16 protein-coding genes are annotated in these 16,310 nt (G+C 65.5%); 11 read left to right on the top strand and 5 right to left on the bottom strand.

Annotation, left to right across the window (positions count from 1 at the left end):
* Window positions 1-8 precede the first annotated feature (8 nt).
* Window positions 9-830: an alpha/beta fold hydrolase gene (locus KXR83_RS06605; RefSeq protein ID WP_437424130.1), complete on the bottom strand. Its 822-nt coding sequence runs from the start codon at window positions 828-830 to the stop codon at window positions 9-11.
* 147 nt (window positions 831-977) lie between these two features.
* Window positions 978-2,837 (bottom strand): sensor histidine kinase, encoded by a 1,860-nt coding sequence (locus KXR83_RS06610; protein ID WP_437424131.1) that lies wholly within the window; start codon window positions 2,835-2,837, stop codon window positions 978-980.
* Window positions 2,838-3,008: 171 nt separating this feature from the next.
* Here KXR83_RS06610 and KXR83_RS06615 point away from each other — a divergent pair, with 171 nt between their 5' ends.
* Window positions 3,009-3,377 (top strand): response regulator, encoded by a 369-nt coding sequence (locus KXR83_RS06615; RefSeq protein ID WP_437424132.1) that lies wholly within the window; start codon window positions 3,009-3,011, stop codon window positions 3,375-3,377.
* 38 nt (window positions 3,378-3,415) lie between these two features.
* Here the strand turns inward: KXR83_RS06615 and KXR83_RS06620 are convergent, their stop codons facing one another.
* From KXR83_RS06620 to KXR83_RS06630, 3 genes are all read right to left on the bottom strand, one after another.
* A complete protein-coding gene (locus KXR83_RS06620) occupies window positions 3,416-4,075 on the bottom strand; it encodes a response regulator (protein WP_437424133.1) in 660 nt (219 codons plus the stop codon).
* A 65-nt stretch (window positions 4,076-4,140) separates the two neighbouring features.
* Window positions 4,141-4,728 (bottom strand): carboxymuconolactone decarboxylase family protein, encoded by a 588-nt coding sequence (locus tag KXR83_RS06625; protein ID WP_437424134.1) that lies wholly within the window; start codon window positions 4,726-4,728, stop codon window positions 4,141-4,143.
* Window positions 4,729-4,812: 84 nt separating this feature from the next.
* The gene (locus KXR83_RS06630; RefSeq protein WP_437424135.1) at window positions 4,813-5,094 is read right to left on the bottom strand and encodes a DUF3253 domain-containing protein; all 282 of its coding nucleotides are present in this window, start codon (window positions 5,092-5,094) and stop codon (window positions 4,813-4,815) included.
* A 158-nt stretch (window positions 5,095-5,252) separates the two neighbouring features.
* On the opposite strand from KXR83_RS06630, the gene KXR83_RS06635 reads away from it, so the two are divergent.
* The 10 genes from KXR83_RS06635 (at window position 5,253) to KXR83_RS06680 (ending at window position 16,310) form a co-directional block, all read left to right on the top strand.
* The gene (locus tag KXR83_RS06635; RefSeq protein ID WP_437424136.1) at window positions 5,253-5,990 is read left to right on the top strand and encodes an SDR family NAD(P)-dependent oxidoreductase; all 738 of its coding nucleotides are present in this window, start codon (window positions 5,253-5,255) and stop codon (window positions 5,988-5,990) included.
* 36 nt (window positions 5,991-6,026) lie between these two features.
* Complete coding sequence (locus tag KXR83_RS06640) at window positions 6,027-6,692, top strand: DUF998 domain-containing protein (protein ID WP_437424137.1); 666 nt, start codon at window positions 6,027-6,029, stop codon at window positions 6,690-6,692.
* A gap of 169 nt (window positions 6,693-6,861) precedes the next feature.
* On the top strand, window positions 6,862-7,602 hold the full coding sequence (locus KXR83_RS06645; RefSeq protein WP_062795960.1) for a GntR family transcriptional regulator: 741 nt from the start codon (window positions 6,862-6,864) through the stop codon (window positions 7,600-7,602).
* A 5-nt stretch (window positions 7,603-7,607) separates the two neighbouring features.
* Window positions 7,608-7,835 carry a 4Fe-4S dicluster domain-containing protein gene (locus KXR83_RS06650; RefSeq protein ID WP_023962513.1) on the top strand — a complete coding sequence of 76 codons (228 nt, stop codon included), beginning with the start codon at window positions 7,608-7,610 and terminating at the stop codon, window positions 7,833-7,835.
* A 61-nt stretch (window positions 7,836-7,896) separates the two neighbouring features.
* Complete coding sequence (locus KXR83_RS06655; protein WP_437424138.1) at window positions 7,897-9,336, top strand: ABC transporter substrate-binding protein; 1,440 nt, start codon at window positions 7,897-7,899, stop codon at window positions 9,334-9,336.
* On the top strand, window positions 9,336-10,193 hold the full coding sequence (locus tag KXR83_RS06660; protein WP_437424139.1) for an ABC transporter permease: 858 nt from the start codon (window positions 9,336-9,338) through the stop codon (window positions 10,191-10,193). The genes KXR83_RS06655 and KXR83_RS06660 overlap by 1 nt, the downstream gene beginning before the upstream one ends.
* Entirely contained in the window at window positions 10,190-10,969 is a 780-nt protein-coding gene (locus KXR83_RS06665; protein ID WP_437424140.1) for an ABC transporter ATP-binding protein, read from the top strand. The genes KXR83_RS06660 and KXR83_RS06665 overlap by 4 nt, the downstream gene beginning before the upstream one ends.
* An 8-nt stretch (window positions 10,970-10,977) precedes the next feature.
* On the top strand, window positions 10,978-13,689 hold the full coding sequence (locus KXR83_RS06670) for a fumarate reductase/succinate dehydrogenase flavoprotein subunit (RefSeq protein WP_437424141.1): 2,712 nt from the start codon (window positions 10,978-10,980) through the stop codon (window positions 13,687-13,689).
* Window positions 13,690-13,788: 99 nt separating this feature from the next.
* Window positions 13,789-14,730: an AurF N-oxygenase family protein gene (locus KXR83_RS06675; protein WP_437424142.1), complete on the top strand. Its 942-nt coding sequence runs from the start codon at window positions 13,789-13,791 to the stop codon at window positions 14,728-14,730.
* On the top strand, window positions 14,730-16,310 hold the full coding sequence (locus KXR83_RS06680; RefSeq protein WP_437424143.1) for an FAD-dependent oxidoreductase: 1,581 nt from the start codon (window positions 14,730-14,732) through the stop codon (window positions 16,308-16,310). Before KXR83_RS06675 ends, KXR83_RS06680 begins: the two co-directional genes overlap by 1 nt.

Below are 16,310 nucleotides of genomic sequence, written 5' to 3' on the forward strand. Positions count from 1 at the left end.
GGCTGCTGCTACTTGGCGATGAACTCGAGGATGTCGGCGTCCAGTGCCTTCTGGTACTCGCCGTAGATGCCGTGTGGGGCACCCGGGTACACCTTCAAGGTGCCGTCTTTGACGAGGTTGATGGTCTTCTCGGCCGCAGCGGCGATGGGCACGATCTGATCGTCGTCGCCGTGCGCGATGAAGATCGGCACGGTGAGGGCCTTGAGGTCTTCGGTGAAGTCGGTCTCGGAGAAGGCCTTGACGCAGTCGTAGGCAGCGGCGAGGTTCACCAGCATGCCCTGGCGCCAGAAGTCGTCTTTGGCGCCCTGAGAAACGTTGGCGTCGTCGCGATTGGCACCGAAGAACGGCACGGACAGATCCTTGTAGAACTGTGAGCGGTCGGTCAGCACGCCGTTGCGGATGTCGTCGAGAGCCTCGATCGGGGTGCCCTCGGGGTTGGTGTCGGACTTCAGCATGATCGGCGGGACGGCGCCGGCCGTGATCACCTTGGCCACCCGGTCACCGCCGTGCTGTGCGGCGTAGCGAACCACCTCGCCACCACCGGTGGAGTGTCCGATCACAACCAGGTCGCGCAGATCAAGTGCCTCGACGAGCTCGGCGAGATCTTTTGCGTAGGTGTCCATGTCGTTGCCCTGGTACGTCTTTGACGACCGGCCGTGGCCGCGGCGATCATGGGCGATGGCCCGGTAACCGGCGTCTGCGAGCACCTTGAGTTCGAGCTGCCAGGCGTCCGACGACAGCGGCCATCCGTGGCTCAGGATGACCGGCTGGCCACTGCCCTGCTCGGTGTAGTAGATCTCGGTTCCGTCGGTGGTGGTGATGTACGGCATGGTGTCTCCTGTGGTCGCTTCGACGTGGTGACATCAACACTCGTCCATCACGGCAGCTGTGTCGACGCTGCTGGCGTCCAACCCCGGGGGGTGGTGACCGGAGGTGCCTCTACCGGCTAGCCGGTAGTGGGGTTCCGAGCTCAGGTGTCAGGCGTCGCGTCCGATGGGAATGCGCGCGATGAGGTTTGTTCCCTCACCGGCCGGACTCGACACGGTGAATGTTCCTCCGACGGCCTCGATTCGATCCTGTAGGCCGATCAACCCTGATCCGGCCCCCGTGTCGGCCCCACCGTCTCCGTCGTCGGCAACCGCCAGATCGAGAACGCCATCAGTTGTTGTCGCCGTGATCGTCACCTCGGAGGCGGCGGCGTATTTCGCGGTGTTGGTCAACGCCTCGGCCACCACGTAGTAGGCGGCCACTTCCACCGGATCCGGCAATCGTGCGGGGATGTCGATGGACAGGGACACCGGTACCGGGGATCGGCGGGCGAGGGTCTTCAACGCGGGACCGAGCCCACCTCGCGACAGGATCGCAGGATGGATACCGCGCGAGAGCTCCTGAAGATCGGTGTGCACGTGGGTGAGCGCATCGACACTGCGGTCCAGGCGGAGCCGTAGGTCGTCCCGATCCGCGGGGACGGCGGCCTGCGCGGCCCGCAATTCCATACCCAGGGAGACGATGCGTTGTTGGGCACCGTCGTGGAGGTCGCGTTCGATGGTGCGGCGCGCCTGATCGGCTGCGGCGATGACACGCGCACGCGACTCGGTGAGCTGCGTGCGGGTCTCGCAGTTGTAGACCGCGGTGGCCACCAGGTCGGCGAAATCGGCCATGCGGGCCTGTATCTCGAGTTCGGGCGCGCGATCGGCGGAGGCCACCACCACTGCGCCCCAGACCTCACCGTCGATGGTGATCGGTACACCGAGCCCACACACGAGCTCCCGCTGGTGCATCCGATCCGCGATCGGACCCGTGGCTGCGGCATAGTCGACGGCCGCCGGCTGTCCGGTGGTCAGCACGGTGGTGCAGATGTTGTTCCCACCCAATTGGAGACGCTCACCGGGAGCGAGATGGTTGTTGTTGCTCTGGTCGTCCCAGGCCGCGAGCACCACACCCTGGCCGTCCTCGAATCGCACCACGGACACGTGCTCGGCACCCAGACCGGACCCGAGCTCCCGCGCGACGGCCGGGTACACGTCGTCGGGTTCCACTCGCAGGGCCACCAGGGTGGCGACCCTGCGCAGCGCGGCCTGCTGACGCGCCAGTCTGACCGTCTGCTCATGGAGCTGTTCCCGGTCGCGGGCAGCGGCCAGCAGAGCTTCGAGGGCAGGCACGATCCGCCTGACCCGGCGCCCGTCGGCGGCATCGAGCGTGGCGGGCACCAGAAGGGCGCCGAGCTCGAGACCGTTGTCACGCAGCAGAATTCGCTGCTGATCTGTTGCCGGGGCGGTCTCGGCCGGGCCGAGAATTACATGCGGCGGCGGCAGTTCCAGTACGTCGGACAGCCGGGAACTGGCCTTCTCGAACATCTCCGGCGACATCGACTCACGCAGCATGGTGCGCGCGAACGCGGCCAGCAGGTCGGCTTCCCGTCGGCGTTGATCGGATTCGACTGCGCGCAGCCGTGACTGGCCCACCAGTACGTTGGTCAGGATCGCCAGCGTCGAGAACACCACGACGGCGGGCACCAGGCTCTCACTGTTCTCGGATACGTGAACGTAGGCGTAGGCCGTGGCACTGGCCACTGACGTGACGAGTGCCAGGCCGAATCCCCAGCCCGCCGACACAACCAGGACCCCGAAGAGGAACACCGCGCCGAAGGCCGAGTTGGGGGCGATCTGTTCCAGGAGATGCACCACGAGCATCTCCGCCGCGATGAACCCGCCCGCGATCGCGATCCCCCACTCCAAGGGAGGAACACTGGGCCGGAGCACCGTGGTGGCGAGCCTGTCACGCCAGGAACCGCGATCGGTGCTGAACTCCGTCCCCGATCGAGCCGCAGAGATCATCGTGCAGGCCCACCGCAGTGAGGCCTGATTGTTCGCTCGAGCACACGGCGATGATAGTGCCGTTCTTCTGCAGTGGCTTGTCGCCGGCCGGCCACCGCGACGCTTCTCGGAGAGAGGATGTTCCTGCTAGCGGTAATGCCTTGCGCGCGTCAGTCTGACACCCTCGAAAAGGTGAAGCCCTCCGACCATCGCTGCCTCATCGTCGATGACAGCGACGCCTTCTGCGCTGCGGCGCAGAGGTTGCTGGAGGCTGCCGGTATGACGGTGGTCGGGACCGCCGCAACACTTGCCGCAGCGGTACAGACGGCTGCCGCCACCCGGCCCGACCTGATCTTGGTGGACATCGACCTGGGCGGCGAGAGCGGCTTCGATGTGGTGGAGGCTCTGCTGGAGACCCGGCCAGATCCGGCGCCCGCCGTCATCCTGGTCTCCACACACGACGAAGAGGACTTCGCCGACATGGTGGAGGCGAGTTCGGCGATCGGGTTCCTGCCGAAGTTCGAACTGTCCGCCGAAGCGATCATGCGCATCGTGCGCTGACATCCCTCGCACCGTGAAGCTGCTTGCCCGCGTAGCGATCAGGTCATTGCGTCGAGGTACATGATCACTGCCCGGACCCGCCGGTGGTCGTCGGCTGTATCGGCCAGATCGAGCTTTGTCAGGATGCTGCGGACATGCTTTTCCACGGTGCCCTCGGTGATCCACAGCCGACGACCGATCCCGGCGTTGGACAGTCCTTCGGCCATCAGGGTCAGCACGTCTCGTTCCCGTGCGCTGAGGGCACCGAGCGGGTCATCGCGCCTTCGCGCGGCCACCAGCTCATGCACCAGAGCGGGGTCGACCACCGAGGCACCGTTCGCGATTCGACCCACGGTGTCGACAAAATCGGTGACGTCGGTGACCCGGCTCTTGAGCAGGTAACCGATCCCCCGGCCCCCGTCGAGCAGCTCGAGAGCGTGGTCGACCTCCACATGGGCCGACAACAGGAGCATCGACACCGAGGGGAACTCTTTGCGGATCTGCAGCGCGGCGTCGAGACCCTCGGAGCTGTGCGACGGCGGCATTCGGATGTCGATGATGGCCAGTTGCGGCGGCGCCGCCCGCACGAGCGTGAGCAATTCATCGGCGTCACCGGCCTGCCCGACCACGTCCAGCCCGGCATGCGTCAGCAGGCTCGACAGGCCCGCCCGCAGCAATACATCGTCGTCGGCGATCACCACGGAGAGTCCGGCCGACATATGAGTCCCTTCGTAGATCGCGCCACTTGCCTGCACCAGTGTGCCCGGTCGGTCGGCCGATGACGTCAGTCCGCCACAGCTGCGTCGGGATCGGCCCACGGAACCCGGCAGGAGTCGGTCGAGAAGCCCTGGTCGGTGATCCCGAGCGCGGAGTACATCCGCGCACGCTGATTCTCCAGACCGATCTGATAGGTCAGCTCCACCACACCGGCGTCGCCGAAACGCTCACGCAGATCGGCGACCTGCTCATCGGTCACCGTGGTCGGCGTTGCGGTGATCGCATCGGAGTAGGCGATCGCTGCCCGTTCGTCGTCGCTGTAGTGCGGCGAACTCTGATAGTCGGCGATGTGACGCAGGCGGTCGATGTCGAGGCCGTCGAGACGCTGGAGCATGGTGCCAAAATCGACGCACCACGAGCAACCGATCGTCCAGGCCGTACGGAACACAGCGATTTCCCGGATGTTCGACGGCAACACCGTCGACGCCTTGTCCACGGCCGTCTCATGTATCGCGGACGCCAGGAACAGGCCGCGGTGATGGGCGGTCACGGCAAACGGTTCGGGCACCGAGCCGAACCTGCGGGCCGCGTACCGATACGCGCCCTTGACCATCAGACCGGCGTCATCGGGGTTGACTGCTGGAATACGTGCCACGCGAGGAACCTCCTGTTTCAGACGAGCGCACCGTGCGCCCCTATATGGAGGACGACACAGCAGCGCACAACGTGACAGGCGCGCTCAGCGAGTCCAGCGAATGCGGATCGGACCCCGGACGTTCGCTGGATCGTCGACCACTTCGCCACCCTGGGTGATCTGGACTTCACCGTCTGCCATCATCCGGCGCGCGACCGCACGCACCGGTTCCATCAGGGGACGCCAGTCATCAGGGGCAACCGCCCGCGCGACATCCGACGGGCAGATACTCGATTCCGGCGACCGCGCGCTCAGCAGGTCGCGAATCGTCGCGGTGAGGGCAACGTCATCGGTGCCGTCCGGCGCCTCGCCGTTCGTGTGGGCCATCTGCCCAGCTTCCCGTCGCGGTGGCCCACCGTCAACGTCCCCTCCCCCGCGACGCGAGGTCCGATTCCCGCCAGCACCCCCGAGCGGTCGTGCGATGAACTGATGCTGCGCAATTGAACAGCGCCAAACTGCCTGTCGCACAGAGAATTGGAGTCATCGTGTCGAACGTCGCACTGGTCACCGGATCGAGCCGGGGCCTGGGCCTTGCCACTGCGTGGGCACTGGGCCGCGCAGGGAACACCGTCATCATCACTGGCCGCGACGGCGGGCGGATCGAATCCCTGGCCGCTGATCTACGCGACGAGGGTCTGCGTGCAGAAAGCCTGCTCCTCGATGTGGAGTCCTTCGAAAGTGCTCGATGCGCGGCTCGCGAACTCACCAACCGCCATGATCGGCTGGATGTCCTGGTGAACAACGCCGGTGTCCTGCCCGAGGCCACACAGCCGACCGAGGTGAACTTCAGTCATCCATCGGCCGCCGCGAAGACTTTCAGTGTCAACACTCTTGGAGTTCTCAATGTGGTCGAGGCGATGCTGCCGCTCATCTGGCGCAGCGCCGGCGGTCGCATCGTCAACGTATCGAGCACCATGGGATCGTTGGCGGATCAGAAAGATGCTCAGTCGCAGTACTATTCGATGGTCGTTCCTGCCTATCAGGCGTCCAAGGCGGCCGTGAACAGCATCACCATCGGGCTGGCGAAGATGCTGGTCGGCACCACCGTCAAGGTCACGTCGGTGTGCCCCGGTCATGTGCAGACCGATCTCGCCCCCGGCAATCGGACACACGCGCCGTTGACGGCGGAGGAGGCAGCAGCCGTTGTGCTGCGTGCGGCAACGCTTCCCGACGATGCCGAGTCGGGCACCTTCATCGACGCGGCCGGACCCGTACGCTGGTAGCCGGTGTCGGGGTTGTGATCGCAGGAAGGCGAACAGTTGTCGGCACCGCCGCGGGTACCTCAATCGGCCGTACCGCTCTGGGCACTGATGAGCGCCGCCGCTGCTCCCGTCCTGTTGATCGGCTCCTCTGTGATCGCCGCGATGATCATCACCGAGCGGTACAACGCCACGACACAGACCCTCAGTGACCTGGCCACGATCCCCGGCGGCGGCTGGGTGATGACAACCGGGATCGCCTTGAGCGGGGCCTGCCAGATGGTGACAAGTGCTGGTCTGGCCGGAATCAGAAAAAGGGCGCGGATCGCGCTGGCCGGAGCCGGTGCGTGTGGGATCGCCGTGGCGTTGTCGCCGGTGGACGTCGCACCTACGTTCCACCTTCTGGCAGCCGGAGGTTCGGCGGTCCTGTTCTGCCTGTGGCCTCTGCTGGCGATCTCCCGCGCCCCCTCTGCCGCACTGACCACTCGACCCGCCGTGGCGGCGACGGCCTCGATCATCCTGCTCGCAGTGCTGGGGTGGACGGTTCTGGAGACCGGCGGAGGCGACCGGCTGGGACTCGCCGAAAGGATCAATTTCACCGCCGAGATGCTGTGGCCGCTGGTGGTGGCCATCGATCTGCGGCGCCGGGGAACCCAGGTCAGGGCAGGTTCGAGTGGGTTGAACGGCCCGAGGACCACTCCCTCCGAAACTTTTACACCCCGCTGATTTAAATCCCCGGCCGGCTCGCTGAGGTGGCGAATTGGCCCCTCGGCGCCGCAGCAGCCCAGGTCACGGCGGAGTCGACCAGACGCCACCTGGCGCATTCCGAACGGCCGACCACAGCCGCGCATTCGGCCAGGCCGAACCCCGAAATTCGGGCGTTATGGTGCCATTCATGCAGATGAGGCCCCCTGGCGGCACGCGATTACGTGCCGACAACGCGCGGATGGTCGCCGATGTCCTGCGGCGCCAGGTCCACGACGGAGACGTCGCCGGATCACTTGACGAACCCACCCTCATCGCCGACTTCGGCGTATCTCGCAACACCATCCGCGATGCCCTGACCATCCTGCGCGACGAAGGACTCATCGAACGCTCTCCACGTGTCGGCACCCATGTGGTGGCGCGACAACTCGAACACGGTCTGGACGCCCTGCAAGGACTCAAGGAGACGTTCCTCATGCACGGCGAAGTCCGCAACACCGTCAAGGTGGCGACCTTGGTGGACCCTCCCCGCGCCGTGGCACGCAAACTGGCACTCGACGACGGTGAGCAGGCCGTCTACATCGAGCGGCTGCGGTTTCTCGACGACGAACCGATCAGCCTCGACGTCACCTATCTCGTTCCCGACCTGGGCATCCCGCTGATCCAGCACGATCTGGAACACAACGACGTCTTCGCCCTTCTCGAGCAGATCGCGGGCGAAAGGCTGGGCCGCGCCACGATGACCGTCGAAGCGGTGAACGCCGACCCACACTCTGCGGCCCACCTCGAGATCGCCTCGGGCGCAGCCATGTTGCTGCTCGAGAGACTCACCCACCTACAAGCCGGAGACCGACCCGTCGATCTCGAATACATCCGAATGCGCAGCGACCGAGTCTGTCTGCGCAGCACAGCCCGCCGAACACAGGAGTAGTACCAGTGAGCCAAGTCAACGCCCGAGCCGACGTCCCGGTCACCATCGACGAATCCCTGTGCATCACGGGCTGCACGCTCTGCGTCGAGGTGTGTCCCCTCGATTCACTGGCCATCAATCCCGAGAGCGGCAAGGCCTTCATGCACGTCGACGAATGCTGGTACTGCGGCCCCTGCGCGGTCCGGTGCCCCACCGGAGCGGTCACCGTGAACATGCCATACCTGCTCCGCTGACTCATTCCCACCAGCCCAACACCTTTCGCACTCCACCCTTTCGCACCACAAGGAAACCTCGATGAGATCAACCGCGTCTCGACGTGCCCGATTGGGCACGCTGTTCACCGCCGCTGCGATCGTGCTGACGTCGGCGGCCTGTTCACTCGACAGTTCCGGTGACGACGATGCGATCCGCGTGGTCGTCGGGTACCAATCCAAAACCATCAACACCGTGACGGCCGGAACGTTGCTTCGCGCCGAGGGCAACTTCGAGAAGCGCTTGGAGGAGGTGACCGAGCGGACCGGCCAGAAGTACAGCGTCGAATGGCAGGACTACGACACCGGCGCTCCGATCACCACCGGAATGATCGCAGGCAAGATCGACATCGGGTCGATGGGTGACTACCCGATGCTCATCAATGGGTCGCGGGCGAATGCCAATGACGCAACACGCACCGAGATGTTGTCGGTCACCGGGTCGAGCCCCAGGGGCTCACTGAACATGGTTGTGGTGTCACCTGATTCAGATGCGAGGACCATCGCCGATCTGCGCGGCAAGAGCGTCTCGGCCAGTGTCGGCTCGGCCGGACACGGCACCCTGGTCCAGGCGCTTGACCGCATCGGCATCGACCCCAACGACGCCGTCAACGTGCAGAATCAGCAACCACAGGTCGGCGCATCTGCACTCGAATCGAACAAGGTCGATGCGCTGGCTCAGTTCGTCGCCTGGCCGGGTCTGCTGGTATTCCAGGACAAGGCGCGGCTGCTGTACGACGGCGCCCAGCTCGGCGTTCCCACCCTGCACGGTGTAGTTGCCCGATCGGCGTTCGCCGACGAGCACCCGGATGTGGTGGCCGCCTTCCTGCGGGCACAATTGGATTCCACCAAGTCCCTGATCGACGCTCCACTCGCCGCTGCGAACCTGGTCGCCAAGGACAGCGGCCTGCCCGCCGAGGTGGTCTACCTCTACAACGGCCCCGGCGGCACCGACTTCAACCCAGCAGTCAAACCGCAACTGGTGGAGGCGCTTCGGGGCGACCAGCCCTACCTCAAGTCGATCGGCAGCTTCGAACACGAGCTCGACCTCAACACGTTTGTGAACACCTCTCCCCTGGAGCAGGCATTCACCGCAGCCGGTCAGAACTACGCAGACTCATTCGCGTCCACCCAGAATGCGTCGCAGATCCGGGGCCTTGACCCGGTGTGCAACATCGACGTCGACCCGGCCGATGCAGCAGAACTGTGGCTCGTCGGCAGCGACAACACCCAGCCGGCGGCCGGACCGACGTGCCTGCTCAAAGCAATCCGGCAGGCCCAGTCACAAGGCGAATCTGTTCGCGCAGCGTATATCTCGGACCCGCTGCTCGGAACCCGATGGTTTGCCGACAAGGCGGTGTGGCTGCGCGACGGAACACAGTTCGTGCCGTTCACCACCCAGGACAGCGCCGACGAGTACATCAAGACCCACCCCGGGGCTGTGCCGGCGTCGTACGATCAGGCTGTCGCGGAGGTCATCTGATGGCCACCGCCACCGTCACCCCGGCGCTGGACATCCAGACACGTTCAGCGACAACACCGAAGCCTGCCCGGAGCAGAAGCCACTGGCTGACCGTCTGGCCACTTCGCATCCTGGTCCTCGTCGCCGCTGCGGGACTCTGGCAGTTCCTGACCACCGCCGATGTCGTCCTGTGGGCCCGGTTCGACACGGTGCCGTCCGTCACCGACATCGCCCAAGCATTCTGGACGAGTCTGGGCACCCAGGAGTACTACCTCGACCTCGGCCAGTCGCTGATCCGTATCGGCGCCGGTTTTGCGCTCGCCGTCGGTGTCGGCGTTCCGGTCGGAATCCTGTTGGGCCGGTCTCGTATTGCCACCAACACGGTGGGCACCCTCACCGAGGTCCTGCGTCCCATCCCGGCCATCGCCCTGGTGCCGGTGGCAATCCTGGTACTGCCGACCGACGAAGCCGGCATGGTGTTCATCACCTTCGTCGCCGCATTCTTCCCGATCTCGGTGGCCACCCGGCACGCGGTGCGTGCACTGCCGACCATCTGGGAAGATTCCGTCCTCACCATGGGCGGACGCAAGCGCGACGTGATCCTGCGAGTGGTGTTGCCCGGCATTGCCCCCGGCGTCTTCAGTGGACTGTCGGTGGGCATCGGCGTGGCGTGGATCTGCCTTATCTCCGCCGAGATGATCTCCGGCCGGCTCGGTGTCGGTTACCGCACATGGCAGGCGTACACGGTGGTTGACTACCCGCAGGTGTTTGTCGGCATGCTCACCATCGGCATCCTCGGCGCCCTCACCTCGGGCGGCATCGAGTTGATCGGCCGCCGATTGACCCGGTGGCTGCCCCGAGCTCAGGAGACCCGATGACCAGCACCGTCAACTCCACGACCGCCCTGAACCCGACAACCGGTCTTCGGCTCGAACTCGACGATGTTCGACTCGACTACGGCGGCGACGCCGTGGTGGACGGACTCGACCTGACCATCGAACCGGGTGAGATCCTGGTGCTCACGGGTCCGTCGGGATGTGGCAAATCCACTGTGCTGCGGGCGATTGCCGGACTGTTGCCCGTATCGGGTGGTCGAGTGCTCGCCGACGCGGAGCCCGTACGCAAGACCTCTCGTGATCGGGCCATGGTCTTTCAGGATGACGCCCTGCACCCGTGGCGCACCGTGCGCGGCAACATCATGTTGGCGCTCACCCTCCGCGGGGTGCCGCGTCGAGACCGCAAGGCCCAGGCAGAGCGGTGGATGGACGAGATCGGGCTGGCCGATTTCGCCGACTACCTCCCGAAGTCGCTCTCGGGCGGTATGCGTCAGCGAGTCCAACTCGCCCGCGGACTGGCCGGTGCACCGAGGGCGGTGCTGATGGACGAGCCGTTCGGCGCGCTCGACGCCCAGACCCGGTCGACCATGCAGGCGTTGCTGATCGACACGCTGGCATCGCATCCCGCGACCGTGGTGTTCGTGACCCACGACGTGGACGAGGCGCTGCTGCTCGGCGACCGGGTTGTCGTGTTCGGGCGCGCCGGACGCCCGGTCCGCGACATCGTCGATGTGCCGCGTCCGCGTGACCCCGACCACCGGGATGCCACGGCGACCGCCCAACTGCGTGCGCGGATCACCGCCGCACTCGAGAACTGAAGGACCACATGGACATCCCGAACATAGCTGACCGCGATCGCCGGGAATGCGACGTCTTGGTGATCGGCGGCGGCACCGCCGGGACGATGGCTGCACTGACCGCCGCGGAGAACGGCGCATCGGTGTTGCTGCTGGACAAGGCGCACGTGCGGCACTCGGGTGCGCTTGCCATGGGTATGGATGGTGTGAACAACGCCGTCATCCCCGGCAAGGCGACGCCGGAGGCGTACGTCGCCGAGATCACCAGGGCCAACGATGGCATCGTCAACCAGAAGACCGTGTACCAGACGGCGACTCGTGGCTTCGCGATGATCGGACGCCTCGAGAAGTACGGCGTGAAGTTCGAGAAGGACGAACACGGTGAGTACGCGGTGCGCCGAGTCCATCGCTCCGGTTCGTACGTGCTGCCCATGCCGGAGGGCAAGGACGTCAAGAAGGCCCTTTACCGAGTGCTGCGCAAGAAGGACATGCGTGAGCACATCACCATCGAGAACCGGCTGATGCCCGTGCGCGTCCTCACCGAGAACGGCCGGGCCGTCGGCGCGGCTGCGTTGCACACGCGCACCGGTGAATTCGTGGAGATCGCCGCCAAGACGGTGATCCTGGCGACCGGCCCGTGCGGGCGGCTAGGGCTGCCGGCATCCGGCTATCTCTATGGCACATACGAGAATCCGACCAACGCGGGCGACGGTTGCTCGATGGCCTACCACGCGGGTGCCGAACTCAGCGGCATCGAGTGCTTCCAGATCAATCCACTCATCAAGGACTACAACGGCCCGGCCTGCGCCTATGTGGCCAACCCGTTCGGCGGCTACCAGGTGAACGCCGAAGGTGAGCGATTCGTCGACTCCGACTACTGGTCCGGCGACATGATGGCGGAGGTGAAGACCGAGATCGAATCAGCCCGCGGGCCGATCTATCTGAAGGTGAGCCACCTGCCCGAAGAGACGCTCGACGCACTCGAATCGATTTTGCACACCACCGAACGGCCGACCCGTGGCACGTTCCACGCCAACCGCGGTCACGACTACCGGACCCATGACATCGAGATGCACATCTCCGAGATCGGCTTGTGCAGTGGACATTCCGCGTCTGGGGTGTGGGTGGACGAGAACGGCCGCACAACCGTCGACGGGCTGTACGCGGCAGGCGATCTGGCGTGCGTGCCGCACAACTACATGATCGGCGCCTTCGTGTACGGCGAGCTCACCGGACAGCACGCCAGCGACACCGCGCGGGACCGCGCGATGCCGACGGCATTGCCGCTCGACCAGCTCGCCGAGGCGCACGACCTGATCTACCGGCCGCTGAGGCATCCCGATGGTCCCCCACAGCCCCAGGTGGAATACAAACTGCGTCGCTTCGTCAACGACTACGTCGCACCGCCGAAATCCGCCAACAAACTGGCCATCGCCATCGAGTCATTCGAGCGGATGCGCGGTGAGATCGACGAGATGGGCGGGCGCACACCGCATGAGCTGATGCGTTGCGCCGAGGTGTCGTTCATCCGCGACTGCGCCGAGCTGGCGGCCCGTAGTTCGTTGACACGCACCGAAAGTCGGTGGGGTCTCTATCACGAGCGGGCCGACATCCCCGAGCGACAGGATGACACGTGGGGCTATCACCTCAACGTCCGGAAGAACGCCGCGGGTGACATGGAGTTCTTGGGCCGGCCGGTCGAACCCTACTTCGTACCGGTCGACGGTCTCGACCACATCCCGCCCGCCGATCGTTCCGTCATCGCCATCGAGCAGCCCGACGTGGTCACCGGGCCTGCCCATGCGGGCGTGGAGAGTCCCGTCCGCACGGTCACGCATGTCGAAGACCGCCAGTCGGTCGCTGCGGCCTCGCCGCGAATCGTCGAACTGCTCGCGATGGGGTCGGCCGGTATCGACGAGTTCCAGTCGTACCTCACCGACGACGACGCCACCGTGCGGAAGACCGCCATCTCGGTCCTCACGGAGAACACCCCGGAGGGTTTTGACGTCGCGATCGCACACGCGCTGAGTGACGTGGCCCCCGAGGTGCGTCGCTTCGCCGCGCAGGGGTTGCAAGAGTTGGTCGAGGTCCTCGACGCAACCGAAGAGTTCATCACAATCCTCGATACGACGCTGACCTCGGTCGACGCCACCGTGCGAGCCACCGTCCTCGACCTCCTACGCGCCCTGCGCGCCGCGCCTGCGGAGACGTTCGCCGCCGCGCTCGCCGACAGCGACCACCGCGTGCGCATCGAGGCCGTTCGCGGACTGGTGTCACTGGACGAATCGGCACTGATCGCCGAGTCTGTCGGCGACGCCAACCGAGAGGTACGCATCGCCGTGGCCGCGGGGCTCGCGACCGTCGGGACCAAGGGCGCCGAGGCGGTCCGCGTTCTCGCCCAGGACATCGATCCGCTGGTGCGAGCCGCCGCATTCGAAGCGATGGCCCGCCTGGGAGAAGCTCCCGTGGACGGTCCACTGCTGGTCAAAGCCCTCAAGGACTCCGCTTGGCAGGTGCGGGTCGGCGCGGCACGAGGCCTGGTCTCGGCACCGGGGTCCACGGCGATCACAGTGTTGTCGGCCGCGATCACCGATCCCCACAACGACGTGCGGAAGGCCGCCGCCCTCACACTCAGCCACTGGTCCGACGATCCCGAGGTCCGAGTGGTGCTCGACGCGGCTGCCGACGACACCGACGCCGACGTGCGGGCCGCAGTCCGGCGGGTGGTCGCCGCGCACTGATTTCGGCCGCGACCCTTTTCAGACGCCCACCTCCGTGTTAGCGTGACAACGCACATTGTCGTATCAATGTCCGTTGTCTTAGTTTGTGGAGGTTCTCCGATGTCTGTGAACGCGGCGCAAGCGCACGACCCGTCGACCCGCGACAACGTGGTGAGCATGCACGATCAGGGCACCGACGAAGTGTCCAAGCGTCTGCTCGCCTCAGCGGCACGACTGTCGCGCAATGCGATGACCGAGATCGACTGGGACCAGCCGATGGACCCGGACAAATACGGGTGCAGCCCCGAGTGGTCGTCGCTGTACGGCACCGACTACTGGGATGAGCTGACCGAACCGCAGCGCGTGGCACTGACCCGCCACGAGTTCGCGTCGATCATGAACATCGGCATCTGGTTCGAGATGATCCTGCAGGAAATGGTGATCCGGGATCAGTACCTGGGCGACTACCACGACCCGGAGTTCCAGTTCGCGCTCACCGAGATCGCCGATGAATGCCGGCACTCGATCATGTTCGCGAAGGCCTCACAGAAGATGGTCGGCAAGTCGTACCACCCATCCAAGTTCGTCGGATGGATGGGCAAGGTCTTCATGCGCACTGCGCGTTCCGAGATCGCATACACCGGAATCCTGGTGGCAGAAGAGATCCTCGACGTCTTCCAGCGCGGCTGCATGCGTGACGAGAAGGTGCTTCCGTTCATCCGCACCGTCAACGAGATCCACGTCCTCGAAGAGTCGCGGCACATGAAGTTCGCGCGCGAAGAGGTCCGGGATGCGATGAAGGGTGTCGGCTGGCTGCGCCGGCAGTGGAGCGCTCTGGTGGTGTCCATCGCCGCCGCGTTCATCTTCACGAGCATGATCCGTCCGCAGGCGTACGCCGACGCCGGTCTCGACGCCAAACGAGCTGTCGCCACCCGCCGGTCCAACGAGCACTTCCACTCGATGGTCCGAAGCAGCTGCGCACACCTGATGAGCTTCCTCGATGAGGCGGGTCTGCTCACCAAACCCGCTGCCCGCGTCTATCGCAAAGTCCACATGCTCTGATGTTTGTCATCACCCAGACCTGCTGCAGCGACGCAGCATGCGTGTCCGTGTGCCCGGTCAACTGCATTCACCCGACACCGGAGGAACGCGGGTTCGGCAGCTCCGACATCCTGCACATCGATCCAGAAGCCTGTATCGACTGTGGCGCCTGCGCCGACGCCTGCCCCGTGGACGCGATCTACCCCGCCGACAAGCTGGGTACCCGCGACAAGGTGTTCATCGACATCAACGCCTCGTACTACCGCGACAACACCGACGTGACCTCCGGGTGGACGCCGATCACCTACCCTGTCATCCCGAAACTGCCTGCAGGCCAGCGCATTGCGGTGGTCGGAACCGGCCCCTCCGGTGGCTACGCTCTGCGTAGCCTCCTGGACCGAACGACCGCTGACATCACGGTGATCGACAAATTGCCCACGCCCGGCGGCCTGGTGCGCGCCGGCGTGGCACCTGACCACCCCGGTACCAAGAAGGTGCTACGAGGGTTCGACATCCTGTACCGCGACCCGCGGGTCACCCTGGTCACGAACGTGGAGGTCGGCGAAGATATTGCCGCCGGCCAGATTTCACCCGCCGAATTGGCCGATCATTTCGACGCGGTCTTCTATGCGGTGGGAGCCAGCGACTCCCGGCAGCTCGGAATCCCCGGTGAGGACCTGGACGGCTCGACCTCGGCCACCGATCTGGTTGCCTGGTACAACGCCGCGCCGGCAGTCGCCGATGCTCAGGTGTTGCGCCACAACAACACCGGACGCGTTGTGGTTGTCGGCACCGGCAACGTGGCACTGGACGTGGCCCGGATCCTCGTTTCGCCTCCCGAACTTCTCGCGACCACCGACATCGCCGATCGGGCGTTGGAGGTCTTGCGGCGCCAGAATGTGCGCGAGGTTGTGCTACTCGGCCGCCGTGACCAGGCCGGCGCTGCCTACTCCGCGGCCGAATACCGCGCGCTGAACTCCATTCCGGGTGTCGACGTGGTGGTGGAGAACGATCCCGGCGTCATCTCCGACGACAGTGGGGTGGCCGACCCGACCGCTCGTCGCATTGTGTTCCGGTTCCACTCGGTTCCCGAGGAGATTCTCGGCGATTCTTGGGTGAGCGGCGTACGGGTTCGCACCGGCACCACCTCCCACGTCATCGCCGCCGACCTCGTGGTGCGATCCATCGGCTACCGCTCCACCCCGATCGCCGGCCTGCCATTCGACCAGCAACGCGGAGTGTTCCCCAATGTCGATGGCCGCCTTCTCGATACGAACGGCGACGTCATCCCGGGCAGCTACGTGCTCGGCTGGGCAAAGCGTGGGCCCACCGGCGGTATCGGGGCCAACAAGGTGTGCGCCGAAGCGACGGTGGACGAATTCTTGATTGACGCGGAAAAGGGCCTGCTGTCCGGTCGATCGCACGGCCAGAAGCACTTCGACGCACTGCTGCGACAACGCAAGGCTCCGGTGATCGGCTACCGCGGCGTCCGAGCCATCGACCGCGCCGAACGTCGGCGAGGCGAGGAGCTCAACCGCCCTCGGGTGAAGTTCACGTCTGTACCCGACATGGTGAAGGCGGCGGGGCTACGCAAGCGCTGA

The sequence above is a fragment of the Williamsia muralis genome (assembly GCF_051487485.1).
GTDB lineage: Bacteria > Actinomycetota > Actinomycetes > Mycobacteriales > Mycobacteriaceae > Williamsia > Williamsia muralis_B.

Excerpts from the sequence above, each read along its gene's own strand:
- KXR83_RS06675 (WP_437424142.1), top strand. The coding sequence starts at position 13,789 with ATGTCTGTGAACGCGGCGCAAGCGCACGACCCGTCGACCCGCGACAAC.
- KXR83_RS06610 (WP_437424131.1), bottom strand. The coding sequence starts at position 2,837 with ATGATCTCTGCGGCTCGATCGGGGACGGAGTTCAGCACCGATCGCGGT.
- KXR83_RS06670 (WP_437424141.1), top strand. The coding sequence starts at position 10,978 with ATGGACATCCCGAACATAGCTGACCGCGATCGCCGGGAATGCGACGTC.
- KXR83_RS06665 (WP_437424140.1), top strand. The coding sequence starts at position 10,190 with ATGACCAGCACCGTCAACTCCACGACCGCCCTGAACCCGACAACCGGT.
- KXR83_RS06645 (WP_062795960.1), top strand. The coding sequence starts at position 6,862 with ATGCAGATGAGGCCCCCTGGCGGCACGCGATTACGTGCCGACAACGCG.
- KXR83_RS06630 (WP_437424135.1), bottom strand. The coding sequence starts at position 5,094 with ATGGCCCACACGAACGGCGAGGCGCCGGACGGCACCGATGACGTTGCC.
- KXR83_RS06605 (WP_437424130.1), bottom strand. The coding sequence starts at position 830 with ATGCCGTACATCACCACCACCGACGGAACCGAGATCTACTACACCGAG.
- KXR83_RS06680 (WP_437424143.1), top strand. The coding sequence starts at position 14,730 with ATGTTTGTCATCACCCAGACCTGCTGCAGCGACGCAGCATGCGTGTCC.
- KXR83_RS06660 (WP_437424139.1), top strand. The coding sequence starts at position 9,336 with ATGGCCACCGCCACCGTCACCCCGGCGCTGGACATCCAGACACGTTCA.
- KXR83_RS06620 (WP_437424133.1), bottom strand. The coding sequence starts at position 4,075 with ATGTCGGCCGGACTCTCCGTGGTGATCGCCGACGACGATGTATTGCTG.
- KXR83_RS06655 (WP_437424138.1), top strand. The coding sequence starts at position 7,897 with ATGAGATCAACCGCGTCTCGACGTGCCCGATTGGGCACGCTGTTCACC.